Raw genomic sequence first — 26,056 nt, forward strand, 5'->3', positions numbered from 1 at the left:
CTGCAAAGGTCGAGCCAGTTTCACACGATAGAGACCAAAAGCAGCGTTTGCTCAGATTTTTGCTGGGCAACGCTGTCGCTCAGCTTCGTACAGAGGGCGGATACCGGCGAATTCACGGTCGATTTCGCCGACCAGTTCAAGAACGGCCGCGCATGGCAAATTGGCGGCCTGCTGCTCAAGCTGGTGGCAGAGCTCGGTCAGCCTGAGGGCACCCATGTTACTGCTGCTACCCTTGAAGCTATGAGCGGTTTCAACGAGCCGTGTGGCACTGTCAGGCGCTTTCAAGACTTTCAGGCGCTCTTCGGAGTCCGCAAGAAAGATATCCAGCAGATCCGGATAACCCTCTTCCATCACTTCCCGCAATGCACTCAGCACGTTGCGATCCACATGTGTTTCGTCGTCCACTTGCTCACTCCTTGATCAAGAATGCGCGGATTATGCCAGAGCCTCCCAGATAAACTCCACGCGTGCACTTCGACCTTTGTCGGTCCAGTGGGCATTACGCCCCAACTGGCGGATCAGACTGATCCCTCGCCCTGACAGGCGGATGGCGTCCAAAGGCCTTTCCATCACCCGCTCGACGTCGAACCCTTCGCCGCTGTCTTCGACCTGAATCGTCAGGCAACCGCCGTCGTCTGTCGGCACCACCTGCAAATGGACCCGCACATAGCCTTCCTGCAGCTCGTCGAGCCGAACATTGCGCTCTTGATAATATCGCGCAAAACCCGACGCATTGCGCTTGAGGCTCGAATCCAGCCCCAGCACGCCGTGTTCCAGCGCGTTGGAATAGAGCTCCGCCAACACACTGTAGAGCGCACCGCTCTGAGCCCGAAGGCCATGCACCTCAAGCAGCAACTGCAACAGATAGGGCAAGGGATTGAATCGCTTGAGCGTGGCGGCACGGAACTCGAAGCTCACCGACCAGTCCAGCGGACACGACTGGCCGCTGTCGGAATAGACCAATGCCGGTGGCGTGACCTGCTCCGACTCCAGCAGGCTGATTTCGACCATGCTGACATCGTCGCGCGCTTCACCACCGAAATCGCGCAGCGCCTGCTCGATCTCTTCGAACAGCGCATCCGGCTGACGATTGGCAGCGAACACCTGCTGCAGTCGCTGCACGCCAAACAACTGTTCATTGGCTCCGCAGGTGTCGATCACCCCATCGGACAAGAGGAACACCCGATCCCCGAGCGCCATGGGAAACACTTCGGTGCGCTCATCGAAGGATTCCGGGCTCAGCACCCCCAAAGGCAGGTGCCGCGCGGGCAGAGGGGTGCGCTCGCCACTGGCAATGCGATGCAGGTAACCGTCCGGCATTCCACCGTTCCAGACCTCCACCGCACGACGCTGAAAACTCAGGCACAGCATCGTGGCGCAGCAGAACATGTCCACCGGCAGGATGCGCTTGAGCTTGGCATTCATTTCACGCAGGGTTTCCGCCAGGCCATAGCCCTTGGCGGTCATCCCGTAGAAAACTTCGGCCAGGGGCATGGCGCCCACGGCCGCCGGCAGACCGTGGCCGGTGAAGTCGCCCAGCAATACGTGCATGTCTCCGGCCGGGGTGAACGCGGCCAGCAACAGGTCGCCGTTGAACAGCGCATAGGGTGATTGCAGATAACGGATATTCGGCGCGGCGCTCAGGCAGCCGGCGTGCGCCACCTTGTCGAAAACCGCCTTGGCCACGCGCTGCTCGTTGAGCAGGTAGTCGTGGTGCCTGGCGATCTGGTCACGCTGCTGCAGAACGGTGTCCTGCAAGCGCCGCAAGCGATCCATCGCCTTGATCTTGGCCGCGAGAATCACCTGGTTATAGGGTTTCGCCAGAAAGTCGTCACCGCCGACCTCCAGACAACGGGCCAGCGCCTCGCTTTCGGACAAGGACGTGAGGAAGATGATCGGCACCAGGGTTTCCCCGGCCAGGGCCTTGATTTGCCGGGCCGCCTCGAAGCCGTCCATGACCGGCATCATCGCATCCATCAACACCAGGTGCGGTCGTTGCTGGCGAAACGTGTCAACCGCTTCGGCGCCGTTGGCCGCCGTCAGCACTTCGTGCCCCTGGCGGCGCAGGATGCTCGCCAACAGCAGGCGATCGGCGGCGCTGTCCTCGGCAATCAGGATCGTCAGCGGCTCCAGTGGCTGCATGGCAATCAACTGATGTCGAACAGTTTGTCGAAGTTGGAGATGGCGAGGATTTTGCGCACGTCGGTACTGCTGTTGACCACGCGGATGTCGGAGTCATCACCACCAGCGTGATCGCGCAGCAAAAGCAGCATGCCCAAGGCCGAGCTGTCGAGGTAAGTGGCGTCTTTCAGGTCGACCACAACCGCCGATAGCTCCTTATCTTCGTAGGACTGACGAAATTCCTGATGTTTGGCGAAATCGAAACGACCCTTGACCGAGATCGTCAGCTTTTGCCCATCGGGTGAGACTTCTGTAACAACTGGCATGTCATGGCTTCCTTGTCATTTGTAAACCTGCTTGTACAAGGTTTAGCAGTTGATAGAGGTTGGGGCAAGGCTGGAAATGGCGCAAACCCTGTGGGGGCGTGGCTTGCCCGCGATGGACGATAACGCGGTCCACCCGATTCAATACTGATCCTGCCGTGGCAAGCGCTGGGATAATTCGTCCAACAACTTTTGTTCGCGCCGGTCTTCGAGCGCCCGAGCTTCATCGGCATAGCGCTGAACCAGCTTGCGCAGGCCTTCGACCCGGGCAAACGCCTGCTGCCAGGTTTCCCGGGCCTTGTTCAGGTTGTTTTGATGCCAGGCCAGGCTTTGCCGCTGCTGGTCGATGGCCGTGCCCAGCTGCGCGAGAAAGCCCTGATAACCCAGCAGCCATTGGCCCGAGACGCCGCCACTGCCGCGTACGATCCATTGTTCCTGATAGTCGAGGCGGAAGGCTTCGAGGTCGGCGAGCTTGCTTTCCGCCAGGCGAACCTGCCCTTGAAAGTGCCCCAGGCGCTGGACCGCGGTTTTCTCGGCCTTTTCGGCCATTTCCACCACCGGCGCCAGCCTTCCTGCCCGACTCTGGGCCATGACCGCTTACCCGCCCGCCGCAGGCGCGAAGATCGAGGCGAGATACGCTTCGCTTTCACCCAGGCTGATGCTGTCGTTGAGGCCCTGCCGCAGGTATTTGACCAGTTGCGGTTGCAGGGAAATCGCCAGGTCGGTCTCGCGATCGCCGCCGGCGACATAGGCGCCGACGCTGATCAGGTCGCGACTCTGTTGATAACGCGACCACAGCTGCTTGAAATATTGCGCACGAACCATGTGCTCCGGCGATACCACCGCCGGCATGACCCGGCTGATGGACGCTTCGATATCGATGGCCGGGTAGTGCCCTTCCTCGGCCAGGCGCCGGGACAATACGATGTGCCCGTCGAGTACACCCCGTGCCGAGTCGGCAATCGGGTCCTGCTGGTCGTCGCCTTCGGACAGCACGGTGTAGAACGCGGTGATCGAACCGCCGCCCTTCTCCGCGTTACCGGCGCGCTCCACCAGTTTCGGCAGTTTGGCGAACACCGATGGCGGATAGCCCTTGGTCGCCGGTGGCTCGCCGATGGCCAGGGCGATTTCCCGCTGGGCCTGGGCAAAACGGGTCAGGGAATCCATGAGCAACAGGACATTCTTGCCCTTGTCGCGGAAATATTCGGCGATGCGCGTGCAGTACATGGCGGCGCGCAGTCGCATCAGCGGCGCATCGTCCGCCGGGGATGCCACGACCACGGAACGCTTGAGTCCTTCTTCACCGAGGATGTGCTCGATGAATTCCTTGACTTCACGACCCCGCTCACCGATCAGACCGACGACGATAATGTCGGCCTCGGTAAAGCGCGTCATCATCCCCAGCAACACCGACTTACCGACACCGGTACCGGCAAACAGGCCGAGCCGCTGACCACGACCGACCGTCAACATGCCATTGATGCAACGGATGCCCACGTCCAGCGGTTCGCTGATCGGCTCGCGCTTGAGCGGGTTGATGGTCGGGCCGTCCATCGGCACCCAGTCTTCGGCCTTCATCCCGCCCTTGCCGTCCAGTGCACGACCGGCACCGTCGAGCACTCTTCCGAGCATGCTCATGCCCATGGGCAGGCGACCGGTATCGGCCAAGGGCACCACACGGGCACCGGGGGCGATGCCGGCAACACTGCCGACCGGCATCAGAAAGACTTTGCTACCAGAGAAACCCATGACCTCGGCCTCCACCTGCACCGGGTGATAGCTGTCGTCATTGATGACCATGCAGCGGCTGCCCATGGCGGCGCGCAGGCCTTCGGCTTCGAGGGTCAGGCCGACCATGCGCAGCAGGCGGCCTTCGAGGATCGGTGCGCCCTCCAGTCCCGTGGCCTCGGCGTAGCTGCCCAGGCGTTTGGCGAAACTGGTGCGTTCAAGGCGCATCGGATGCATCCGGCTCTGGCGCGGCAGCAGGCTTGCTGTCGATCGGCAGTTCCAGGCTCAGGTCAGGCGCGGCCGGGTGCAGGGCCTGCTCGTGCAACTGGTCGAACAGCTTGTCCATCACCCGCGCGACGCGGGTTTCCACCGTGGCATCGATACGGCTGTGTTCTGTCTCGACCCGGCAACCGCCAGGCAACAACGACTCGTCTTCGACGATGCGCCAGGTTTCTTCATGGCGTTCGCGCAGGGCTTTGACCTGTTCGAAATCCTGCGGGTTGATGTACAGCCGCACATTGCCCACGCCCAGCGGCAAGAGCTTCAGTGCATCGCGCATGACGTGTTCGATCTGCGTCGAGTCGATGGCCAGTTCACGCTGGATCACCTGTCTGGTGATGTGCTGCACGAGGTCGACCAGGGACTTTTCGATCTGAGTGTCCTGTTCGGCGATGGGCTCGAACAGATGGCTCATCAATTGCTCCAGCGCCGCGATCTTGGCGGTCAGGGCCACTTCGGCTTCCTGGCGGACCTTGAGCGTGGTGCTGTGGAAACCTTCCTTCTCACCCACCGCGAAACCTTCGTTGTAGGCTTCCTGACGAATGCTTTCGAGTTCTTCGAGGGTCAGTGGCTGGACTTCCTCCAGCGGCACTTCCTCCATTTCCGGCGGCTCGGGTTCCGGTTCAGGCTCCGGCTCGGGTTCCGGCGGGTCGAAACTGGGCAGCGCCCAGGTATCGAAGCCACTGACATCCCTGGCCCGGATCAGGTCAGTGGGTGCATCATCATTCTTGACCATGGTGTTAGATCATTTCCTCGCCGCCCTTGCCGCCGAGAACGATTTCTCCGGCTTCGGCCATACGGCGGGCGATGGTGAGGATTTCCTTCTGCGCGGTTTCCACGTCGCTGACGCGCACCGGGCCCTTGGCTTCCAGGTCGTCGCGCAACAGTTCCGCGGCACGCTTGGACATGTTCTTGAAAATCTTCTCCTTGACGCCTTCGTCCGACCCTTTGAGGGCCAGCACCAGCACATCGGAGGACACCTCGCGCAGCAGCGCCTGGATGCCGCGGTCGTCGACATCGGCCAGGTTGTTGAACACGAACATGAGGTCTTCGATCTGACCGGACAGGTCTTCGTCGACTTCGCGGATCGAATCCATGAGCTGGCCTTCGATCGAACTGTCGAGGAAGTTCATGATGTCCGCCGCCCGCTTGATGCCTCCCAGGGTGGTGCGCGAGGCATTCGAGTTGCCGGAGAACTGCTTCTCGAGAATCTGGTTGAGTTCTTTCAGGGCCGCCGGTTGCACGGTGTTCAGCGAGGACACGCGCAGGATGATGTCCAGTCGCACCTTGTGGTCGAAGTTGCCGAGCACTTCACCGGCCTGGTCCGGATCGAGGTAGGCCACCACGATCGCCTGGATCTGCGGGTGCTCATAACGGATCACGTCGGCGACGGCGCGCGGCTCCATCCACTTCAGGCTGTCGAGGCCGCTGGTGTTGCCACCCAGCAGGATGCGGTCGATCAGGCCGTTGGCCTTGTCTTCGCCCAGGGCCTGGGTGAGCATTTTGCGCACATAGTCGTCGGAGCCGACGCCCAGGCTGGTCTGGTCGCCGACGATATCGACGAACTCGCTCATCACCTGCTCGACCTGCTCGCGGTGCACATTACCCATCTGGGCCATGGCCACGCCCACGCGCTGAACCTCTTTGGGGCCCATGTGGCGCAGCACCTGGGCCGCGTCGGTGGAGCCCAGGGACAGCAACAGGATTGCGGCCTTGTCGACCTTGGACAGTTTGGCGGCAACGGCTCGGTTATCACTCATCTGCGTTAATCCACTCTTTCACGACCTGGGCAACACGACCCGGATCTTCGGCCACCAGACTCTTGATTGCGTTCAACTGAGCGTCGTAACCCTCGCTCGGGCTCGGCAGCAGAATGCTGGTCGGGCCACCGAGGCTGACACGGTCGTTGGCCAGTTCGCCATCCAGACCGCCCATGCCACCCAACTCGACGTCGCTGCCGATACCGACCAGCTGCTTGCCTTTGCCACCACCGGTGATGTTGTTGAGCACCGGACGCAGGACACCGAACACCAGCACCAGAATGAACAGCACACCCAGCACTTGCTTGACGATGTCCCAGAACCACGGCTGGGAGTAGAACGGAATATCGGCAATCACCTCACCGCGCTCGGCGGAGAACGGCATGTTGATCACACTGACACTGTCACCGCGGCTGGCATCGAAGCCGACCGCGTCCTGAACCAGGCGTGTGAAGCGCGCCAATTCATCGGCGGTCCACGGCGCACGGGTGGTTTCGCCGTTGGCCGGGTTGATCTTGACCTGATCATCGACCACCACCGACACCGACAGGCGATTCAACCGGCCCTGCTGCTGTTTGGTGTGGCTGATGGAACGGTCGAGTTCGAAGTTCCTGGTCGATTGCTGACGCTTGTCCGCCGGGTACGGGGCGAGCATCGGCTGGCCGGTGGCCGGGTCCATGATTTGCTGGCCATTGGCATCAACCAGTGGCTGGCCTGGCTGCACCATGCCAGCTGCACCCGGCGTGCCGCCCGTGGTTTGCGGCGCGGAGGCCGGCGATGGCGGCTGGTTGCTCAAGGCACCCGGCACGCCTTGCGGACCGTTGCTGGCGGTACGTTGTTCGTTCACCGACTGCTCGCTGCGCAATGCCGGTTGATCCGGATTGAACTGCTCGGAAGTCGACTCGACCGCGCTGAAGTCCACATCGGCGGATACTTCGGCTTTATAGCGATCGTTACCCAGCACCGGCTGCAGGATGTTGTGCACGCGTTGGGTGAGCATGCTTTCCATGCGGCGGCTGTAGTCGAACTGCTTGCCGGCCATGGTCAGCTCGGAGTTCTCCGCCTGATCCGAGAGCAGGTTGCCCTTCTGGTCGACGACGGTGATCTGCGACTTGCTGAGTTCGGGAACGCTGGTCGCGACCAGGTTGATGATCGCCACGACCTGGCCTGGCTCGAGGGAGCGACCGGAATAGAGTTCGACCAACACCGAAGCGCTCGGCTTGCGCTCGTCGCGCACGAACACCGAACTCTTCGGGATCGCCAGGTGCACGCGGGCACCCTTGACGTTGTTCAGGCTGGAAATGGTGCGGGCCAGTTCGCCTTCGAGGCCGCGACGATAGCGGGTCGCTTCCATGAACTGGCTGGTGCCGAGCCCCTGTTCCTTGTCGAGGATTTCAAAACCGATGTTGCCGTCGCTGGGAGTGACACCAGCACCCGCGAGCTTGAGCCGCGCACGGGACAGGTCATCGGCCTTGACCAGCAAGGCACCGGAATTGGGTTCGACGGTGTACGGAATATCGGCGGAGGCCAGGGTATCCATGACCTGCTTGGCGTCCATACCGGCAAGGCTGCCGTACAGAGGCCGGTAGTCCGGCTGTTGAGACCACAACACCACGGCAAAACCAATCGCCACGCTCGCCGCCAGACCGACCAACAGGCCCACCTGACGCAACATGGTCATCTCGGAGAGGTTTTCCAGGAAGGACAACCCGAACAGCGGCGGCTTGCCGTCTATTGGAGTGGCCTTGGCCGGAACATTATCGGCGACTGCTTCTGCCATGACTCAATCTCGTCCTTTAAACCGGCATCTGCATGATGTCTTGGTAGGCCTGTACCAGCTTGTTGCGCACCTGGGTCAACGCCTGGAATGACACACTGGCCTTCTGCGAGGAAATCATCACGTCTGTCAGGTCGACGCCGCTTTTGCCGATTTCGAAGGCGCTGGCCAACTGAGTGGAAGCCTGTTGGGTGTCGTTCACTTTATTGACGGCCTGGCCGAGCATGTCGGAAAAGCTGCTGCCCGCCACTTCAGGGACGGCAGTCGATTTCGGCGCAGACATGGCATCCATTTGCATGGCGCGCATATCCAGCATCAACCGATTGAATTCAATACCTTGGCTCATGGTCTCTCTCTTTGACGACCCGCAATTTTTTGACACTCACTCGGCGGGTCATGAGGTGTTAGCAACAAGGGTGCCAGCTCCATGGCCACTCCAAACAAAAGCTCTTTGGCCCGCAAATCACCGCAAAAAACTGTGGGAGCGAGCCTGCTCGCGAAGAGGGAGCGTCGGTCGACACTCATGTACCTGACACACCGCCTTCGCGAGCAGGCTCGCTCCCACAGTTTTAGATCGGCGTTGTGTGCATCTACTTTCAGGTGGCAAACAAATACGCTTCCACATCCATGCCGGCATCGCGCATCTGCGCCAGCTTGTAGCGCAGGGTTCGCGGGCTGATTCCCAGGCGCTCGGCCGCCTCTTTGCGGCGACCGCGCTCGGCGCGCAGGGTATCGATGATCATCTGGAACTCACGGCGACGCAGGTCATCACCCAGCGCACCGGCCGACTCGGACTCGACCTCCGCAGGCCGCACCGGCGCCGGAATCAACACAGGCAACGGAGCGCAGGCCACCGGCCCGGCCAGGCAGAAGTCCTGCGGCTGGATCAGACCGCCCTGTTGCAAAATCAGCGCACGCTGAATCGCGTTGTCCAGTTCACGCACGTTACCTGGCCACGGATAACCGATCAGGCACGCCTGAGCCTCGGGCGACAATCTGGCAGCCGAATGCTTCATTTTATTGACGTGTTTGGCCAACAGGCGCTCGGCCAACGGCAGAATGTCAGCGGTGCGCTCACGCAGCGGACGCCAGGCCAGCGGAAACACCGACAGGCGATAATAGAGGTCTTCGCGAAAGCGCCCCGCCGCCACTTCACCCGCCAGGTCGCGGTTGGTGGTTGCCACCACGCGAATATCCAGCGCGATCGGTTTACGCGCGCCAACCCTCTCGACCTCGCGCTCCTGCAGCACGCGCAACAATTTGGCCTGGAGCCCCAGGGGCATTTCGGAAATTTCGTCGAGCAATAGAGTGCCGCCGTCGGCCTGCTCGAACTTGCCGGCTTGCGCGGCAATGGCGCCGGTAAAGGAACCCTTCTCGTGACCGAACAACGTCGCTTCAAGCATGTTGTCCGGGATCGCGGCGCAGTTGATCGCAATGAACGGCTGACTGGCCCGATGAGAATGCTGATGGATGTAACGCGCCAGCACCTCCTTGCCCGTGCCCGATTCACCCGAGATCAACACCGTGGAATCACTGCGCGCAACCCGTGCCGCCAGCTCGAGCAACTGCGCGCTCGCCGGCTCGAACGCTACCGGTCCCTCACCCTCGGCCAGGCCAAGACTGCCCAGGGCATGGCGCGCCACCAGATCGAGCAACGCCTTGGGTTCGAATGGCTTGACCAGGTAGTCCGCCGCCCCCTGGCGCATCGCATCGACCGCACGCTCGACCGCACCGTGAGCCGTCATCAGCAACACCGGCAACTGTGGCTGCCGCGCCCGCAGCATGCCCAGCAACTGGTGGCCGTCCATGCCTGGCATATTGACGTCACTGATCACCAGACTGAAAGCCTCATCACCGACAGCTACCAGCGCCTCTTGCGCCGAACCCACCGCCTTGTAATCGTGCCCCGCGAGCAACAGCGTATCAGCCAGTGCCTCGCGCAACGCACGGTCGTCCTCGACCAACAGAACCTTGATGCCCATCAATGTCACTCCGCTCCCTGAGCGTTGCTGAACAGCGGCAGGATCACCTGCGCGCAAGTGCCGCGACCGAGCCGCGAACGCAGCTGCAATTCTCCCTGATGCGCACGGGCCACCGCCTTGACCACGGTCAGACCAAGACCTGTACCGGTGGTCTTGGTGGTAAAAAAGGGTTCGCCCAATCGCGCCAGAACCGCGGCATCGATACCCGAGCCACTGTCACTGACACACAGGCGCAGGGTGTTGCCGCGGGTGTAGAGGTGAATCTTCAGGCGCAATTGACCGGCACCGGACTGAATGGCGTTCTCGATCAGGTTGAGGATCGCGCCGACCAGGGTGTCGCGATTGCACAGCAACTCCCCCGAATGACTGTCGCACTGCCAGCGGATCGGCAGATCCTGCACATGGGTCAGTGCGGCCGCCTGCAGCGATTGCATCAGTTGGCCAGGGGTTATGCGATCGGTCAGCGGCAGCTCACCACGAGCAAACACCAGCATGTCGCGCACCTGGTGCTCGAGCTCGTGCAGGCGCTCCTTGAGACGCCCGGCAAAACGCTGCTGGGTAGCCACCGGCAGCGCTTGCTCGGTCAAATGACTGGCGTACAGCAACGCGGCGGACAGCGGCGTGCGTATCTGATGAGCCAGGGAAGCGACCATGCGCCCCAACGACGACAGACGCTCATGACGAGCCAATTGATCCTGCAGATGGCGGGTTTCGGTCAGGTCATTGAGCAACACCAACTGGCCAGGCTCGGCGTCCAGCGAGCGCGTGGCGATCGACAGACGCCGGCCATCCTTGAGGGAGACCTCATGGCCATCGTCTTCGCGCGGCGCAAAACAGCGGGCAATGACGTGGCGCCACAACTCACCGTCCAGCGGCAGGCCCAGCAACTCGCACGCCGCCGGGTTGGCTTCGCGCACGATGCCCTGGGCGTCAATGACGATGACACCGCCGGGTAACAGATCAAGGAGATTCTGCAGGCGGTTGGCCAGGCGTTCTTTTTCCGCCAGCTCCTGCATGCGCTGGGCGCTAACCACCGCCAGCTCACCCTTGAGCTCGGTTACCCGAGCTTCAAGCATGCTGTAGGAATCGGTCAACTGACTGGACATCTGATTGAACAGCGCGAATGCCTGCTCAAGACCCAGACGGCTCGCCTGCTCTACGGACGACGGTTGCCGCGAAGCATCCCCAAAAGCATCTGAGGCAGGAGATATCTGGGCGGATGGGGGCATGGTGCTCTCTCGCTTGGCTGACCGTCAGTGAAACGGAACGTTGCGAGGGACAAAGCAATACCCATGCCTAAAAAAAACTTCCTATAAATGAATGGGTTGAAAAACAGGCGTCAATCATCCGCCTGTTCGTCTCCATCGCGTCGGCTCATGCCGTACTTGCGCATCTTTTCCACCAGCGTGGTACGACGAATACGCAGGCGCTCGGCCGCGCGCGCCACGATGCCGTTGGCATCATCCAGCGCCTGCTGGATCAACCCTTGCTCCAGGCCACCGAGGTAGTCCTTCAGGTCCAGGCCCTCCGGCGGCAACATGGCGTTGGCGGTGAAGTCCTGCGTATGACCGTTGATGGCCACGCGCTCTTCCAGATCGGTGCGCAGGCTGTCGACCATTTGCTCGTCTTCATCGTCGACGTAGCGGAATTTCTTCGGCAACTCGACCACGCCGATCACGCCGTATGGATGCATGATCGCCATGCGTTCCACCAGGTTGGCCAGTTCGCGGACGTTGCCCGGCCAGCCATGCCGGCACAGCGACATGATCGCCGCCGAGTTGAAACGGATCGAGCCGCGCTTCTCGTGCTCCATGCGCGAGATCAGCTCGTTCATCAGCAGCGGGATGTCCTCGACGCGCTCTCGCAGCGGCGCCATCTCGATCGGGAACACATTCAGGCGGTAGTACAGGTCTTCGCGGAAAGTGCCGATCTCGATCATGCTTTCGAGATTCTTGTGGGTCGCGGCAATGATGCGCACGTCGACGCTCTGGGTCTTGTTGCTGCCCACGCGCTCGAAGGTGCGCTCCTGCAATACGCGCAGCAGCTTGACCTGCATCGGCAGCGGCATGTCGCCGATTTCGTCGAGGAACAGGGTGCCGCCGTTGGCCAGCTCGAATCGACCGGCACGGCTGGTGATTGCCCCGGTGAAGGCGCCCTTCTCATGACCGAACAATTCGCTTTCCAGCAACTCGGCCGGGATCGCCCCGCAGTTGACCGGCACGAACGGCGCTTCGCGGCGCTTGGAATGGTAATGCAGGTTGCGCGCAACCACTTCCTTGCCGGTGCCGGACTCACCGAGTATCAGCACGCTGGCATCGGTGTCGGCGACTTGCTGCATCATCTGGCGGACGTGCTGGATCGCCCGGCTGGTGCCGACAAGACTGCGGAAAAGGTTGGGTTCGCGATGACGACCGCGCTCGCGGGCCTGGTCGTACATCTCGCGATAGACCTGGGCACGATGCAGCGAGTCGAGCAGCTTGCTGTAGCTGGGCGGCATTTCGAGGGTCGAAAGCACCCGGCGACGCTGGTCCTCCGGCAGGTCAATGGAAGAATTATCGCCCATTAACAAAACCGGAAGGAACTCATCCCAGGTCGAGAGTGTCTTTAGCAAGCCCAGAAGTGCACCAGGAGCATTGACCGTCCCGATCAGGACACAGATTACTTCACGACTTGACGACAAAGAGCCGACAGCCTGCTGCCAGTCATGGCTACCGCAGGGTAAATTTTCTTCGCCGAGAAAATTTAAAATCACCGCCAGGTCGCGGCGGCGGACGCTATCGTCATCAATCAGCAGAATTTTGGTTTCACGCCACATGCAATAGCAACTTCCCTAGTCAACTCAATGCCCAAAATGCTGGGGCAAGCTAAACGCTTGCAGGCCTGATATGCCTGAAGACGACTGAATTCTGGAACCAGCCACTAGTTAAGTCAAAAAACCGTGCACAGTCAAATTTATGGCGCACATGTCTGGATTAACTTGGGGTTAATTAACCAAACAGATGGTAAACCTTTGCCGCGTTCCGCGCTTGCTGGATCTGAGACATTTCGTCGACTATCGCCTGCCTCTCCCCCATCGCCACCTCAAGCAGCTGCTTGTAGACATACAGCAACTCCTCAAGATTACTGCGCAGAACCTCCTCGTCCAGCGAAGCCTCGCTCAAGACGTCTTCCATGCAGGAACGGCAATCCAGGTCCAATTGACCGATAGCTTCCCAGTTGCGCTCGGCCAGGGCACCGACCAGCGCTTCACGAGTGTGTTCTATTCGCTGCAATACAAGACTCATGGCGATCTCCTTAGAACTGCGGACCTGGCTCAGCAATACCGTCCCAGCCTTCTTTCACTGTTCGAAGCAAGCCAGCGACCTCATCGAGGATCTTCGGATCGCTCTTGATGTTTGCCTCGACCAAGCGCTTCATCATGTAGATGTAAAGGCGGTCGAGCTCGCCCACGGCATCTGCGCTGTTTTCAAGATCCAGACCTTCGCGCAAGCCACCGATGATGCCAATGGCCTTGCTGATCGACACGCACTTGCCAGGAATGTCCTTGCGCTCCAAGGCACCTTTGGCCTGAGCAATACGGTCCAGCCCACCTTCCATCAGCATTTGCACCAAGCGGTGCGGACTCGCTTCGGAGGTCTGGGCGTGCGCACCCACTTTCTGATATTGCCGAAGGGCTAACATTGGATTCATGTTCTACCTCATTGCCACAAAGACTCGTATACCCAGTGTATCGTCAGCGAGTCAAAAAACTTTAGATCAGAAGACAAAAACCCGGCGCACGCAAAAAAGCGCAGCCGGGTTTTTGTCATTCATTCATGACTAGTTATTGGACTTCTGCGCGTTCAATGTCGCGAAGAAGCCGGTAATGTTGCTGGCCGTAGCCTTCATTTGCCCCACCAGCAAGTCCATCGCGTTGTACTTGGCGGTCAACGTTGCGGTCAGGTTGGTGACACGCAGATCCAGCGCCGCTTGCTGCGTCGAAATATTCTTGGCGACAGATTGCAGGTTGGTATTGCGCTGATCGAGCAAGCCACCTGTCTTGACATACGGATCCACCGCATTACTCATACGGGTCAGCAGACCGTTACTTGCGTCGGTGCCAGTGAACAACTGCTGTACCTGACCACTCATGCCGTTGGTTGCCATGGCGTTGGTGAAGGCAGTCGTGTCGAACGCCAGGTCACCCGTAAGTCCGTTCGTCATCACCCCCAACTGCGACAGCACCGACAATTGCCCGCCCGCACCCGGAGCAGTCAGCACGCCACGCATGTCTGCAATCAGCGATCGCGGCAACGAGTCGCCGGTGAATGCGGCGGAAACAGTCAGGTTACCATCTGCATCCGCTGTCGCCTTTGACAGGGAGTCGATGGTTTTTTTCAGGGTGTTATAGGCATCAACGAACGACTTGATCGATGTCTGCAAACCTGTGGTGTTCGTCCCGACGGTGACGACAGCGGCAGTCTGGCTCCCGACTGCCCCGGGACTCACGGACGTCAGGTTGAGTGTCAAGCCGCTGATCGCACCGGAAACCGTATTGCTTTTACTGGTGACCGACAAACCGTCGATGGACAGAGTTGCATCCATGGCGACGCCGTTCACAGCACCCGAATCAGTACGAGATGGATTGGCCCCCATCGGCAAAGTACCGTCGATTTCCAGCTCGGGGATACCGTCGACCTTCAAGTCGGAACCCGAGCCAGTCTTGTTCGAGCTGATAACCAGGCGCGAGTAACCGTCACTATCGGTCACGATGTTGGCCGAAATACCATTGCTCGCTTGCGCGGAGTTGATGGCATCCCGAGTAGTCTGCAAGGTTGCATTCGCTGGAATTACCACATTGTAAGGCGTGCCATTCTGAGTGATTGTCAGAGTGCCAGCCGAAATGGCACTGGCAGCACCGTCTTCAAAAGCTGCACTGGCTACTTTCGAGCTTGTGGCCAGGTTTTGCACAATAACGCTGTAGGAACCCGAGACCGCAGTGTTATTGGAGGTAGCAGACAGAATCGAGGTATTGCTCGAAGTCGCTGTATAGCCTGAAAACGCAGGACTCGTCGTGCTGTTAAGATTTTTTAGAGAGGCTTGGAATGCCGCCAGAGCGCTTTTCAAGGAACCGACACCGGAGATTTTCAGCGTGTTGGCTTTAGTCTGGGTATCAATTTGCGTCTGTTTGGCCGACTTGTCGGAGTTGACCAGCGCGGTCACGATCGCACCGATGTCTAGACCGGATCCTAGTCCCGACCCTGGTAAAATTGGACTTGCCATGTGCCTCTCCCTCTTTGTGTGTCGCCGGTCATTTGACTACTAGACGCAATCAATGATCATGCAAACACGTTTCATGCCAGTGTCAGGCTTTGGTATCGAACAAAACGCTGCGGGCGTTGTGCAGGCTTTCAGCCAACTTCAAAGCTTCCGCAGACGGAATCTGCCGAACCACTTCACCAGACTCGCTGGCAATCACCTTGACGACGACCTGACCAGATGTTTCGTCGATGGAAAATTCAAGATTACGCTTGACCGACTGGACGAACTTTTCGATTTCCTGAACGGCCACTTTCAATTTGTCCGAACTGTCCGAACTGTCCGAATCCGAACTACTACTTCCAGCGACAGCCTGGATGGCGTCGGCGCGAGGTTTGTCAGCCGGTTTATCGGTCACACTGGCTGCCGGTTTCGCGGCCGGATAAGACAAATTCAGCTTTACGCTCATGTCCATGACCATCACCTCCTAGAAAGTAAAAAGCGAGAGAGCACGCAAGCGCACTCCCCCGCCAAAACCCGCTCCGATATTACTGAAGCAGTTTCAGTACAGCGGATGGCAGCTGGTTAGCCTGGGCCAGAACAGCGGTGGAAGCCTGTTGCAGAGTTTGCTGCTTGGTCAGGTTCGCAGTTTCTGCGGCGAAGTCGGTATCTTGTACGCGACCCTGTGCAGCAGTGGTGTTTTCGTTGATGTTTTGCAGGTTGGAGATGGTGCTGGTCAGACGGTTTTGCGAAGCACCCAGGTCAGCACGGGTGGAGTTGATGGTCGCAATTGCAGCGTCGATCGCGGTGATTGCGTTGTCGATTGCGACAGCAGCAGCACTTGGGGAAGCGCCGGTCAGAGCAACAGCACCGCTGTTTACAGACAGGCTGGTGGCGTCGAACTTGCCAGTCAGGGTCAAGTCGATGTGGTTAGCCGAACCAGTGTTTGCACCCACTTGCAGAGTCACAACACCAGCCGAACCGTCCAGCAGGTTTTTGCCGTTCAGGTTGGTGGAAGCCGAGATACGGGTCAATTCGTCAGACATCTGAGCGAATTCGGAGTTGGTAGCGGTCTGGTCAGCAGTGCCGTTGGTGCCGTTACGTGCTTTAACAGCCAGTTCACGCATACGCTGCAGAATGTCGGTCGAAGCTTGCAGCGCGCCTTCAGCGGTCTGAGCTACGGAGATACCGTCGTTGGCGTTCTGGATAGCCTGGGTACCACCACGGATCTGCGAGGTCATGCGAGTTGCGATCTGCAGGCCGGCGGCGTCGTCTTTGGCGCTGTTGATTTTCAGGCCGGAAGACAGGCGCTGCATCGAGGTCGAAAGCGCATCGGAGGCACGGTTCAGGTTCTTCTGAACGTTCAACGACGTGGTGTTAGTGTTTACTGTTAAAGCCATGACGAATTCCTCGTTGGTTGGGTACTGCGGCTTCCGGCCCTGGCAACCGCCGGGTATGGCCTAGAGAACCTTCGTAATAGTTATCGTCGGGTTGGCAGGTTGCTTGAGGGCTTTTTTGAAAAAAATTGCCATCACCCTGCCACCCCCTAGAAAACAAGGGCTTAGCGCCCCCTCAACCACTAAAAAAATGACGTCATAAAACCGTTCACGGCGCAAACCCGCAGGCCAGTGCGTTCGATCGATGTTAAACCGCAACGTTTTTCAGCAATTTTGTCCACGACCGTCGAACGTCTTTCGGCGCGCACAACACCAATGTCTGCACTTCATCGAACACATCGACCATGGTCAACGCCGCCTCGACAATCATCCCCCCTGCCCGACTGCTGTTGAGGAAACTCACCTGCGGATACCCCGCGATGTAACGCTCAAGCCCGGACCGCTCCCGAAGTACCAACGGCAGGTCCCCAAGACCCGTGCCGCAGACATGCAGTGGAGGGCGTCTAGCGGCAGGGTGTCTTGCATTCATCTAAAGCAAAAAAAGCGCTCAAGGCTAACCCTTGAACGCTTTTTTGTACCGGCCTTTGTTATGAAAAGAACTTCATTCAGGTCGATAGATAATTGCCGAGCCCCAGGACAGCCCAACGCCGAAACCACTGAGCGCAACGCGCTTCCAGTTGGAGTCCAGCATGTGTTTTTCTAGCAGTAATGGAATGCTCGACGACACGGTGTTACCGGTCTCGACCATGTCCTTGATGAACTTCTCCGGGCACTCCTCAAAGCGCCGCGCCACTGCATCGACAATCGCCGCACTGCCTTGGTGAATGCAGAATGCATCGATATCGTCAGCCTTCAGTTCCGACTCTCCCAGCAACTCATGCAAATGCGCCGGCACTTTGAGCAGAGCGAAGTTGAACACCTGACGACCGTTCATGAAGAACACACCGTCGGTGACTTTCAGGTGAGGAGCGCCGGAACCATCGGTGCCGAATTTGGCCTTGCCCAGTGCCCAGGTCGGGTCTTCACCCAACCACGTGGCAGTGGCGGCATCGCCAAACAACATCGTGGTATTGCGATCTTCCGGATCGACGATCTTCGAATACGGGTCGGCCGTGATCAACAGGCCATTTTTCAGGCCGGCAGCCTCCATGAAACCCTTGATTGCGTAGATACCGTAAACGTAGCCGGAACAGCCCAGAGAAATATCGAACGCTGCGACATTGGTCGACAGGCCGAGCTTGTCCTGCACGATGGCCGCCGTGTGTGGAAGTCCTTCCTCATCACCGTTCTGGGTGACGACGATCAGCGCATCGATGGATTCACGTTTCAGATCAGGGTTGCTGGCAAACAGCGCATTGGCTGCCTCAACGCACAGATCGGAAGTTTCCTGCTCGAGGCCTTTGCGTGGCAGAAAAGCCGAACCGATCTTGCCCAGGATGAATTCTTCATCCTTTTCGAATTTTGCACCTTGTGCGTAATTGTCCACGCCGGCTACAGGAACGTAGCTCGCAATGCTTTTTATGCCAATCATTACGGCTTCCCAATAATAAACAGCCCAATACCACCACCCGCAAGGAATCGAGGGGCGCCGACAAACCAAGATTGTCTATCGCCTGGAGGGCGACAGCGGGAAGCGTAAAGGGCTATCACCGGACCTGATAAAGACCCAGGCGCCGTCTTCCCGGTTAATACAATACAGTGAAGATGCGCGTTCTGACTCTCAGGTCACGCTATTTTGCCGATTCACCCCGGTTATGGGTTATCAGGCCAACGACCAATCCATCGGCGTTCCACGCTTGATAGCCTGACGGGCGCGTCGTCCCAGAAGGTTTGAAGCATGTTTGGGGGACAACCCAAGTCCCGGACGAATGGCACGTAGATTGGTGCTTTTAAAGGGCTCGCCAGCGACTATATCCTCGGTGACACACAACGAGCGGCGGTATACCAAGGAGTTGCGCTCGACATCGGCCACCCCGTAATTCACCTGCCCCTAAGCCTGCCAGGCGCGCTCGGTCTTGATAACCAGACTCGCCATTTCCTCCGTCTCCAGTGAGAAACCGGCGTCCACGCCACCCGCCGCGGCTGGTATTGCTCCAGCAAGCGACGGATGAAATAACGCCAGAACGACCCCGTGCCGCCTGAAATGAAAATCGATTGGGCGTTGACCTGCCTTGGACCTTTATACCCGTGAGCCAGGTTTAAACGAGCAGTTGTGCCCAGTTAACCGACGTACCTTCACCCAGGGCAAAACCTTTGCCGGTCAATGCCAGGTTGGCGTTGTAGGCCGGGTCCTGAGCGAAGTGGGCGGACCATTTTTCACGCAACGCAGCAAGGGCTTGTGGCGCTTGTGCAACCTTGCCTGAATGGAACACGCGAACCAGCGGCGTCCAGACGGTGAGGTAACCGGCCTGACCCGTCTTGAGACACAGGTCAACGTCGCTGAAGCCGTCGGCGAAGCTTTCACTGTCCAGGCCACCCAAGACATCGAACAGCTCTTTGCGCACCATCAGACAGGCCTTCGATACGGCAGAGTAGTTCTGCTCAAGCGCCAACCGATACAGGTAGCCCTCAGCGTCATGTTTCTCACCGATGAACGCCGAACCGACACCACCGTTGAGCCCCAGAATCAAACCAGCCTGAGAGACTTCGTTGTTGCGATCGATCAACTTGGCACCGACGACACCAACCTCTGGACGCTGTGCGTGGTTGAGCAATGTCTCGATCCAGTTCGAATTTACAAGTTCAGCCTCAACATCCAGCAGCACCAGGTACTCGCCCTGCGCCTGCTGGCTGGCTGCGTTATACAGCGCCACCTCGCTCAACGGACGGTCAGCTCGCAGGATGTGCACTTTCGGATGGTGGTATGCACCGAGCCAGTCATTGACCTCGGCCGACTGATTTGAATTGACCGCGATCAACACTTGGTACTGGAGGTAGCGGGTACGCAGCAACACCCCTTCCAGGCAGCGTTGCAGCGCCGGCAGATCGTCACCCGCCGCCAGAATGATCGACACCAGCGGGCGTTCCGTATGGCGATAATCCACTTGATACGTGCCCGGCATCGCCGAGGTGATTTTGGCCTTGTAACCGCGATTGCCCAGATGGCGCAGCAATGCCTGACGCTCGTCGGCGTTCTCTTCCAGCACTGGCGCCTGGGTGATCAGCAACGGTTCGTCGAGATGAGCCAGGCCGCCAAGACCACCCTGCTCGATAACGCGCAGGAGCAGGTCGAATTCCAGAGCGTTGCTGAAATCGGCCTGGTAGCCACCCGCCTCGATCAAGACCTCACGACGAATCAGCCAATGACGCGCCATCAGCGCTGGCACGCTTTGCAGCAGATCCAGATTGAAGCCGGGCCGGAACACGTCCACCAGTGCACCATCGTCCTTGCGCTGGATTTCATCGGTGGCGACCGCGCGAACGTCAGCGGCAGACATCAGTTCCAGACTGGCACGCAACAGGCCGCCGGCAGTGAACTCGTCGCCCGCTTGCGTCAGCAGCACCCAGTCGCATGGCGATTGTTCGGCGCTCAGGTTCAGCTTGTCGACGTAGTTGGTTCGGGTAACGCGGACAAAGTGCAGGGTGTTTTGCGCCGTGGTGGCCACCGGTGGTTCACCCGTGGTGAAGACCACCACTTTGAATGCTTTGCTGTGGCCCTCAAGCAGGCTATCGAGCGTGGCTTGCACCTTGCTGATGTCGTTGTCCAGGTCCAGCAAGAAAACACCGAACTGTGGACCACCGTCGTTTGCCGCCAGATGTTGGGTAATCGACTCAAGCTCCCTGGCATCGGGCTGACGGGCGTCGAGCCACTTCAGCAGTCGCCCGGAGTGCATTTTGTCGAACGTCGCACGATTACCCTCGACTGATACGGCCTCAAGACGTGCAGCCCAGTCACGCTGTGTCTGCGCCTCCTCGTCTTCACCCAGCAGTTCCAATTGGACCGCCAGACGCTTAACCAACGTGCAATTGAACACGTTGGTGTCGTGGGCCTGCCACAAACGCTCGACCACACTTTCCGGCGTGTCATTGTTACGCGCCAGCATGAGGTTCTCCTGGCGGGTCCAGATGCCCTCAAGGGCCTGAAGCTGAAGGCGACCGGCCGGCATGGCGTGCAACAGGAATTCCAACTGGGTCAAGTGATCGAAAAAAAACTGGTTATAGAACGGCATTTCGACGTACTGCTTGGGACCGAAACGGCGCACGGGACCTGTTTCGACATTCGACCAGCTTGATTCGAAGATCGACTCGACAGCCAATGCCCGACCTGTGCGCAAACCATCAGCCAAGGCTTCGAAGCACTGCAATGCAAACTGTTTTCCATGCTCCGGTTCCAGCACCTCGATCTGTGTAGATAGGCCGGCGAGGTACGCGGCAAAGGCTTCACGCTCGGCGACCGTCCTGGCGTCGTTATGAGCCAGCGAGTGGAATATCTCGGTGCGGTGATCCGAGTGGCCGCAGTTCAGCTCACGCACAGAATACGGGATCGACAGAACTCGCGCCTTGCCCCGCGCCAGCATGTAATAGGTGTGACCGACTTCCTGCCACTGCAAGGAAGTCTCGTGCGGCAGGACTTCGTACCAGTCACGAACCAGGGCCGTGCGCTGGACCGCATAGAAAGGCGGGAGGTACTGCTGCATGTATTCCAACAAGCGATCCTGAGGGTGATCGGCGCAATAGTCCTCGCAGACTTTCTTGTCACGCCGGAAGTAACTGACGCTATTGGCCTGCGCCTGGTACATCAATGTGTAACCGTGGCACAGGGCGTAGTCGGGATTGGCCTCCATGAAGGCTACGGCTTCGTGCAGGGCATCATGCACATGGAAGTCATCGTCCGCGGCAAACACCATGAGCGGCGTGGTCACTTGCTCTACACCAAAGGCCAGCTTGGCTCGTTTGCTCCAGTACCCGTATTGGGGCACATGCTGGTAATCCACATTCGCGTACTGGCCAGTCATACCTGACAGCTCTTCGGTCGACGAGTCCAGCACCAGAATCCTGCAGGGCAGGCCGCTGTAGAAATGCGTCGCCCGACGCAAAAATGCCGGCCGCTCATGAGACATCAACACCACAGTCAACTGTTCGTTGAGTGCCAACCCGTGTCCAGAATTATTCTCGCCTTGCATACATATCCCCAGAACGGCAAATCGCCGAAAAAACCAATGATGTCTGCCCGTTACCGCACGCGATGCAAATAGCCATCCGGCGCGACGGTGATCAGCAGCTTGCTGTGAATGACCTGATCGACTTCAAAATCGTCCATGCGGTTGTTGCACATGTCATAGGTGACGTAAGAGGTATGCAGGAAGTAGTTGGCGAAGAAGTCCTTGATGGCGTAGCCCTTGCAGCCCAGGCAAATCACAAAGTCGTGGATGCCGAGGGCGAAGTACTGCTTCATGATGTGCCAGAGAATTGGCTTGCCACCGATCTCGATCATCGGCTTTGGCTTGAGGTGTGACTCCTCACTGATGCGCGTGCCCAGGCCACCCACCAAAATAACTGCCTTCATCCCCTTTCCCTCTTGTTCATCAGAGGTCCCAACCCAGCCGTATCAGGCTTTTGTGGGTCATCTGGATAAAACGCTCAACGCCGATACGGGCCCTGTCGATCAGGCCGCCAATGCTCGTTTTATGGCGAATTAGAGGGAACCTGCAGGAAACGCGCCAGCTCTTTGCTGCGCGCGACGGGTGTAATGTAGATGCCATTGCGAGAGCGCAAAAAACAGGCGACTCAAGAGTCGCCTGTTTTGAACGGATCACACGTGACGCAATCAGTCACTCAACCAGCCTTCTTCCCAATAGCGCAAGTTATCGCCATGCAATACGTAGTCGCGCATCACCACTTCACGTAACTCATCACCCATTCGGTAGCTGGCATCCGGGTCGGACAGGTGCATGCGGATCGCTTGCAGCCATTCATCGGTGGTGTTGGTCTTGATCCGCGTGCACGGCAAGTAACCGCTATAAGCCTTGGTGTCGGAGCAGATCACCGGAAAACCGCAAGCGCCGTACTCGAGCAAACGCAGGTTGCTCTTGCAGTCGTTGAAAATGTGAAATTCCAGCGGCGCCAATGCCAGATCGAGGTTCAGACTGGCCAGTTTCGCCGGGTAGACATCCAGCCCGATCACACCGTGGAATTCATGCATATACGGACGCAAATCATCCGGGCACATGCCGAAGAACACCCAGTCGACTTCATTGGCCAATTCGCGAACCACGTCGGCGATCACTGCCAGGTCACCGTGGTGACTGGTACCGCCGCCCCAGCCGACCCGCGGCTTTTTCGAGGTCCGACGCTGGCTGCGCATATCGCTCCACAGATGCTTGGCCAGCATGTTCGGGACGACACGAATGTCGCTATGCATGCTCGACAGCGCATCACCGAGCGACTCGGTAGACACTACTACGCGATCGCACATACCGACGCCACGCCGAACCAGCTTCTCCATGTCCTCCTTGGCCGGCAGGTTGCGCTTGTGCGCATTGCGATGCGGGACATTGATGACATAGTCATCCAGTTCATAGATTCGCCGCGCATTGGAATAGGTTCGCAGCAGCGGAATATCATTAATCAGCCATTCAGAGTACCTGCCCTGGATGATGATAACGTCAGGTGACTGACGCTCAATCTCAATGATGGACGGCATGAGGTAATGAATTTTCCCCTGGACTCTTCCGGCAGCTTCAAGCTCGATTAACGGCTGAGTCACGCGGTAGTGCCCGACGGCGGTAGCGTTTGCCGGCAAGGCGAGGATATTGGGCAATTGCGCTGTTGAAAACGGGCTCCAGCCATCAATCTGACCCGGCTCAAGAATAAAACTGGTTCTGCCCAATCCATTCAGTGACAAGTTGGCGCTGTATGCCGGATCGCGAGCGATTATTGGCAGCCAGCGCTTATAGAACAATTCCTGTTCCAGGTTACGCAAAGTCGCATCGGCTTCCTGCACGGGCTGAGCCCCTAAAGCCAGTCGAGCATGCGGTGTCCAGACCACCAGGTAGTTGGCCTGACCGACGCGCAGGCAAAGATCCACCTCGTTCAGGGACTGCGCCAAGCCCTGCTCATCCAGACCACCAACCTGCTCAAAAACCGCTTTGCGTACCATCAGGCAATCACCGCCGACAGCGCTCAAATCGTGAGCGACCTGCAATCGGTTCATGTAGCCGGCCGCCTGCAAAGACTCGCCATAAAACGGCGACCCGGCGGGCCCATGCAGACCGAGTATCAGGCCCGCATGCGCTACTCGTCCATCCGGGTCGAACAGCTTGGCGCCGACCACCCCGACTTCCGGGCGTTGCGCGTGATTGAGCAGTTCTGCCAGCCAGTCATCCTGGGTGATCACCGTGTAAGGATTGAGCATCAGGACATATTCGCCCCGGGCGTGCCTGGCAGCGAAATTGCGCACCGCAGCATCATTGCCCTGCTGTGGATACACAAGCACGCGGATCCGCTCGGAACCAAGTTGCGCCATACCCTCAAGCCAGATTCGGGCTTCGACGCTCTCGCTGCCGTTATCGACGAGAAGCAGCTCGTATTCGCCGTAAGTGGTCTTCTCCAGCAAGCTTTCGACGCAGCGCTGCATGGCGACAGTCTGGTCTTTGCTGACAATGATGATCGACACCAGCGGCCGATACGCATGCTGGTAATCGACACGATTGAGCAGAGCAGAGCTGTCGCTGCGAATCTCATGGGCAATGCCCAAACGTTGCAGGTGCGCTTTCAGTAATAACGGGTTGCCTTCCAGCACCGCAGGCGAGGACAACCACTTGCCGAAGTCGAATACCGACTCCATCAACACTTCTGCAATGTGGCCGACGGCTTGCACACCATCGCTCTCGACCATGCGCCATAGCACATCGTGAGGCGCCAGCTCCCCGTGCGAGGAGTCTAAACCGCCGAGCGCGAGAAAACGTTGACGCTCAAATGCCAGTGCCCTGCCGACATAGGGATAACCACGCATCAAATCCAGGTTGAAGTCCGGCTTGAAAACCGGTTCGGCGGACTCTCCTTGACGCAGTCCACCTTCATCACCATACAGGCAAGTCATCGTTGGCGAGGCGGCAATCCGTTCGGCCATCATGAGCAACGCGGGCGCCACCAGACGATCGCCTGCACGCAGCAAATAGAACCAGTCAGCACCGGTCAGCTGCGCCGACAACTGATTGATTTGCTCTTGCCAGTCTTCCTGGAGCGGCAGGCGAAAAACCCGCTCATCCAGCGCCGCTTCTGTACAGGATGTCGACAAGACCAGCGTCAATTCCGGTGCGTAATCCTGCGAAGCGAGCGCGTTGAGTGTGAGCTCCAGCGCTGAACGACTGCCCGTTTCATCGATGATAATCGGCACGATCTTGGGGGCATGCGACCAGCTTGCCTGCGTATCCGGCAATAATTGCCGCTGACCGTCACTGATAGTCCGGCATGCCAGCCACTGCGCATAGAGCTCTGAAAAACTCTCGCTGAAGATACCCACCTGATGAATTTGGGTTGTCTGCCGATTGCCCAGTGTGTGGCTTAAAGCCAACTCTTCCCAGACCCGTGGCGACTCATCAACGCGGGTCAACGGCAGGTAACGAACCCATCCCGGTGCAGGCGCTTGCTCACCGCTGCGAGCCTTGAGCATTTGAAACAGCCATTGACGCTCAACCTCAATAGCATCCCTCATCGGTTGCTGATTGCTCAGACGATCCGGATGCAAGCGCTCGACGCTGAGTACTTGATTGGACATCGCCAGGTTGCCGCGTCGTAACAGGCACACGTACAGCGCGAAATCGAGACTGGCGACAAAACAATGACCCTCTTGGGTCAACGCGGGCAAAAGCTCCAGCACGTCACTACGGCGGAACAACGCATTACTGAAACCACCGAGAATATTGGCCGGAAAACGGTCGAATATCCCCAGCATGTCATCCCCATGGAACAGGCTGCTCATAGGGGACAGCGGCGTGTTTATCAGGCGCGATGGCAGCAGCGTGTCGTTGGCATCCCAAAGCATGCGTTGAGCCAGCGCCAGACTCACATCCTCGTTATCGATCAGCAACTGAGCCTGGAATTCTATGCACGAGGCAAACAACTGATCATCATCACACAGGAACTTGATGAACTCGCCCTGCGCCTCGTCCAGACACCGATGCAGGTTCCCCACCAACCCGAGCGTGCGCGGGTTGCGCACATAACGCACCGCTACACCCGACTGCTCAACCTGTGCCGTGACAATGCTCTCAATCTCGTTGCCGCGACTGTCGTCACACACAATGATCTCGAGATTGGCGTACCCCTGACTCACGGCACAGTGCAGCGCACGTTCGAAAAAGCGTGGATTGAAGGCGGGAATGACCAGGCTGACAAGCGGGAGTGAATTCACGGCGGGCTCACAGGCGGTGCGAGCCCGCCCAGAAAAGCGAGCCCTTCGAAACCGCAAAAAAGACGGATAAATACTGAAGTAATGAGGCAATCGGGA

Annotated in this window: 20 protein-coding genes and 2 pseudogenes; all 22 read right to left on the minus strand. The window is 58.7% G+C overall.

The genetic code is table 11. From position 1 onward, the window contains the following. Positions 1-51 precede the first annotated feature (51 nt). The 22 genes and pseudogenes from AC3WJW_RS01230 to AC3WJW_RS01335 all read right to left on the minus strand — a co-directional run bounded on the left by AC3WJW_RS01230 (position 52) and on the right by AC3WJW_RS01335 (position 25,960). Positions 52-351, minus strand: a complete 300-nt coding sequence (locus AC3WJW_RS01230; RefSeq protein WP_493725138.1) for an Hpt domain-containing protein — start codon at positions 349-351, stop codon at positions 52-54. 84 nt (positions 352-435) lie between these two features. Continuing rightward, positions 436-2,142, minus strand: coding sequence for an ATP-binding SpoIIE family protein phosphatase (locus AC3WJW_RS01235; protein ID WP_493724849.1), 1,707 nt, complete (start codon positions 2,140-2,142; stop codon positions 436-438). 5 nt (positions 2,143-2,147) lie between these two features. Continuing rightward, complete coding sequence (locus tag AC3WJW_RS01240; RefSeq protein WP_493724850.1) at positions 2,148-2,447, minus strand: STAS domain-containing protein; 300 nt, start codon at positions 2,445-2,447, stop codon at positions 2,148-2,150. A gap of 138 nt (positions 2,448-2,585) precedes the next feature. After that, entirely contained in the window at positions 2,586-3,035 is a 450-nt protein-coding gene (fliJ, locus tag AC3WJW_RS01245) for a flagellar export protein FliJ (protein ID WP_102699429.1), read from the minus strand. A gap of 6 nt (positions 3,036-3,041) precedes the next feature. Then, positions 3,042-4,400 carry a flagellar protein export ATPase FliI gene (gene fliI, locus AC3WJW_RS01250; RefSeq protein WP_104449912.1) on the minus strand — a complete coding sequence of 453 codons (1,359 nt, stop codon included), beginning with the start codon at positions 4,398-4,400 and terminating at the stop codon, positions 3,042-3,044. Continuing rightward, complete coding sequence (gene fliH / locus AC3WJW_RS01255; RefSeq protein WP_493724851.1) at positions 4,390-5,187, minus strand: flagellar assembly protein FliH; 798 nt, start codon at positions 5,185-5,187, stop codon at positions 4,390-4,392. The genes fliI and fliH overlap by 11 nt, the downstream gene beginning before the upstream one ends. Before the next feature lie 4 nt (positions 5,188-5,191). Next, positions 5,192-6,211 (minus strand): flagellar motor switch protein FliG, encoded by a 1,020-nt coding sequence (gene fliG, locus AC3WJW_RS01260; protein WP_007983391.1) that lies wholly within the window; start codon positions 6,209-6,211, stop codon positions 5,192-5,194. After that, on the minus strand, positions 6,204-7,991 hold the full coding sequence (gene fliF / locus AC3WJW_RS01265; RefSeq protein ID WP_493724852.1) for a flagellar basal-body MS-ring/collar protein FliF: 1,788 nt from the start codon (positions 7,989-7,991) through the stop codon (positions 6,204-6,206). The genes fliG and fliF overlap by 8 nt, the downstream gene beginning before the upstream one ends. Positions 7,992-8,007: 16 nt before the next feature. Further along, positions 8,008-8,334, minus strand: a complete 327-nt coding sequence (gene fliE / locus AC3WJW_RS01270) for a flagellar hook-basal body complex protein FliE (protein WP_008021337.1) — start codon at positions 8,332-8,334, stop codon at positions 8,008-8,010. Between the two features lie 250 nt (positions 8,335-8,584). Further along, on the minus strand, positions 8,585-9,970 hold the full coding sequence (fleR, locus tag AC3WJW_RS01275) for a sigma-54-dependent response regulator transcription factor FleR (RefSeq protein WP_493724853.1): 1,386 nt from the start codon (positions 9,968-9,970) through the stop codon (positions 8,585-8,587). A gap of 5 nt (positions 9,971-9,975) precedes the next feature. Then, a complete protein-coding gene (locus AC3WJW_RS01280; protein ID WP_493725139.1) occupies positions 9,976-11,181 on the minus strand; it encodes a sensor histidine kinase in 1,206 nt (401 codons plus the stop codon). Positions 11,182-11,309: 128 nt separating this feature from the next. After that, positions 11,310-12,785, minus strand: coding sequence for a sigma-54 dependent transcriptional regulator (locus AC3WJW_RS01285; protein ID WP_102699435.1), 1,476 nt, complete (start codon positions 12,783-12,785; stop codon positions 11,310-11,312). A 172-nt stretch (positions 12,786-12,957) separates the two neighbouring features. Continuing rightward, positions 12,958-13,254 (minus strand): flagellar protein FliT, encoded by a 297-nt coding sequence (gene fliT, locus AC3WJW_RS01290; RefSeq protein ID WP_218501872.1) that lies wholly within the window; start codon positions 13,252-13,254, stop codon positions 12,958-12,960. Positions 13,255-13,264: 10 nt separating this feature from the next. Beyond that, positions 13,265-13,660, minus strand: a complete 396-nt coding sequence (gene fliS, locus AC3WJW_RS01295; RefSeq protein ID WP_493724854.1) for a flagellar export chaperone FliS — start codon at positions 13,658-13,660, stop codon at positions 13,265-13,267. Between the two features lie 129 nt (positions 13,661-13,789). Next, entirely contained in the window at positions 13,790-15,232 is a 1,443-nt protein-coding gene (fliD, locus tag AC3WJW_RS01300; RefSeq protein WP_493724855.1) for a flagellar filament capping protein FliD, read from the minus strand. An 82-nt stretch (positions 15,233-15,314) separates the two neighbouring features. After that, complete coding sequence (locus AC3WJW_RS01305; protein WP_218481621.1) at positions 15,315-15,683, minus strand: flagellar protein FlaG; 369 nt, start codon at positions 15,681-15,683, stop codon at positions 15,315-15,317. A gap of 73 nt (positions 15,684-15,756) precedes the next feature. Then, positions 15,757-16,608 carry a flagellin domain-containing protein gene (locus AC3WJW_RS01310; protein WP_493724856.1) on the minus strand — a complete coding sequence of 284 codons (852 nt, stop codon included), beginning with the start codon at positions 16,606-16,608 and terminating at the stop codon, positions 15,757-15,759. 598 nt (positions 16,609-17,206) lie between these two features. Beyond that, the gene (locus AC3WJW_RS01315; protein ID WP_493724857.1) at positions 17,207-18,136 is read right to left on the minus strand and encodes a ketoacyl-ACP synthase III; all 930 of its coding nucleotides are present in this window, start codon (positions 18,134-18,136) and stop codon (positions 17,207-17,209) included. A 231-nt stretch (positions 18,137-18,367) separates the two neighbouring features. Then, positions 18,368-18,685: pseudogene (locus AC3WJW_RS01320) on the minus strand (SAF domain-containing protein); the annotation flags it as partial. Between the two features lie 118 nt (positions 18,686-18,803). Next, complete coding sequence (locus tag AC3WJW_RS01325; RefSeq protein ID WP_493724858.1) at positions 18,804-21,728, minus strand: TIGR00180 family glycosyltransferase; 2,925 nt, start codon at positions 21,726-21,728, stop codon at positions 18,804-18,806. Positions 21,729-21,859: 131 nt separating this feature from the next. Beyond that, positions 21,860-22,111: pseudogene (locus tag AC3WJW_RS01330) on the minus strand (sugar phosphate nucleotidyltransferase); the annotation flags it as partial. A gap of 261 nt (positions 22,112-22,372) precedes the next feature. Beyond that, positions 22,373-25,960, minus strand: coding sequence for a glycosyltransferase (locus AC3WJW_RS01335; RefSeq protein ID WP_493725140.1), 3,588 nt, complete (start codon positions 25,958-25,960; stop codon positions 22,373-22,375). Positions 25,961-26,056: the final 96 nt, after the last annotated feature.

The sequence above is a fragment of the Pseudomonas sp. GW821-FHT07G06 genome, assembly GCF_058986625.1.

Bases quoted from the DNA above. Each gene is read 5' to 3' on its own strand.
- AC3WJW_RS01285 (WP_102699435.1), bottom strand. From the start codon at position 12,785: ATGTGGCGTGAAACCAAAATTCTGCTGATTGATGACGATAGCGTCCGC.
- AC3WJW_RS01315 (WP_493724857.1), bottom strand. From the start codon at position 18,136: ATGATTGGCATAAAAAGCATTGCGAGCTACGTTCCTGTAGCCGGCGTG.
- AC3WJW_RS01235 (WP_493724849.1), bottom strand. From the start codon at position 2,142: ATGCAGCCACTGGAGCCGCTGACGATCCTGATTGCCGAGGACAGCGCC.
- fliS (WP_493724854.1), bottom strand. From the start codon at position 13,660: ATGAATCCAATGTTAGCCCTTCGGCAATATCAGAAAGTGGGTGCGCAC.
- AC3WJW_RS01230 (WP_493725138.1), bottom strand. From the start codon at position 351: ATGGAAGAGGGTTATCCGGATCTGCTGGATATCTTTCTTGCGGACTCC.
- fliT (WP_218501872.1), bottom strand. From the start codon at position 13,254: ATGAGTCTTGTATTGCAGCGAATAGAACACACTCGTGAAGCGCTGGTC.
- fliG (WP_007983391.1), bottom strand. From the start codon at position 6,211: ATGAGTGATAACCGAGCCGTTGCCGCCAAACTGTCCAAGGTCGACAAG.
- fliJ (WP_102699429.1), bottom strand. From the start codon at position 3,035: ATGGCCCAGAGTCGGGCAGGAAGGCTGGCGCCGGTGGTGGAAATGGCC.
- AC3WJW_RS01305 (WP_218481621.1), bottom strand. From the start codon at position 15,683: ATGGACATGAGCGTAAAGCTGAATTTGTCTTATCCGGCCGCGAAACCG.
- fliE (WP_008021337.1), bottom strand. From the start codon at position 8,334: ATGAGCCAAGGTATTGAATTCAATCGGTTGATGCTGGATATGCGCGCC.
- fliF (WP_493724852.1), bottom strand. From the start codon at position 7,991: ATGGCAGAAGCAGTCGCCGATAATGTTCCGGCCAAGGCCACTCCAATA.
- fliH (WP_493724851.1), bottom strand. From the start codon at position 5,187: ATGGTCAAGAATGATGATGCACCCACTGACCTGATCCGGGCCAGGGAT.
- AC3WJW_RS01240 (WP_493724850.1), bottom strand. From the start codon at position 2,447: ATGCCAGTTGTTACAGAAGTCTCACCCGATGGGCAAAAGCTGACGATC.
- AC3WJW_RS01310 (WP_493724856.1), bottom strand. From the start codon at position 16,608: ATGGCTTTAACAGTAAACACTAACACCACGTCGTTGAACGTTCAGAAG.
- fliI (WP_104449912.1), bottom strand. From the start codon at position 4,400: ATGCGCCTTGAACGCACCAGTTTCGCCAAACGCCTGGGCAGCTACGCC.
- fleR (WP_493724853.1), bottom strand. From the start codon at position 9,970: ATGGGCATCAAGGTTCTGTTGGTCGAGGACGACCGTGCGTTGCGCGAG.
- AC3WJW_RS01325 (WP_493724858.1), bottom strand. From the start codon at position 21,728: ATGCAAGGCGAGAATAATTCTGGACACGGGTTGGCACTCAACGAACAG.
- fliD (WP_493724855.1), bottom strand. From the start codon at position 15,232: ATGGCAAGTCCAATTTTACCAGGGTCGGGACTAGGATCCGGTCTAGAC.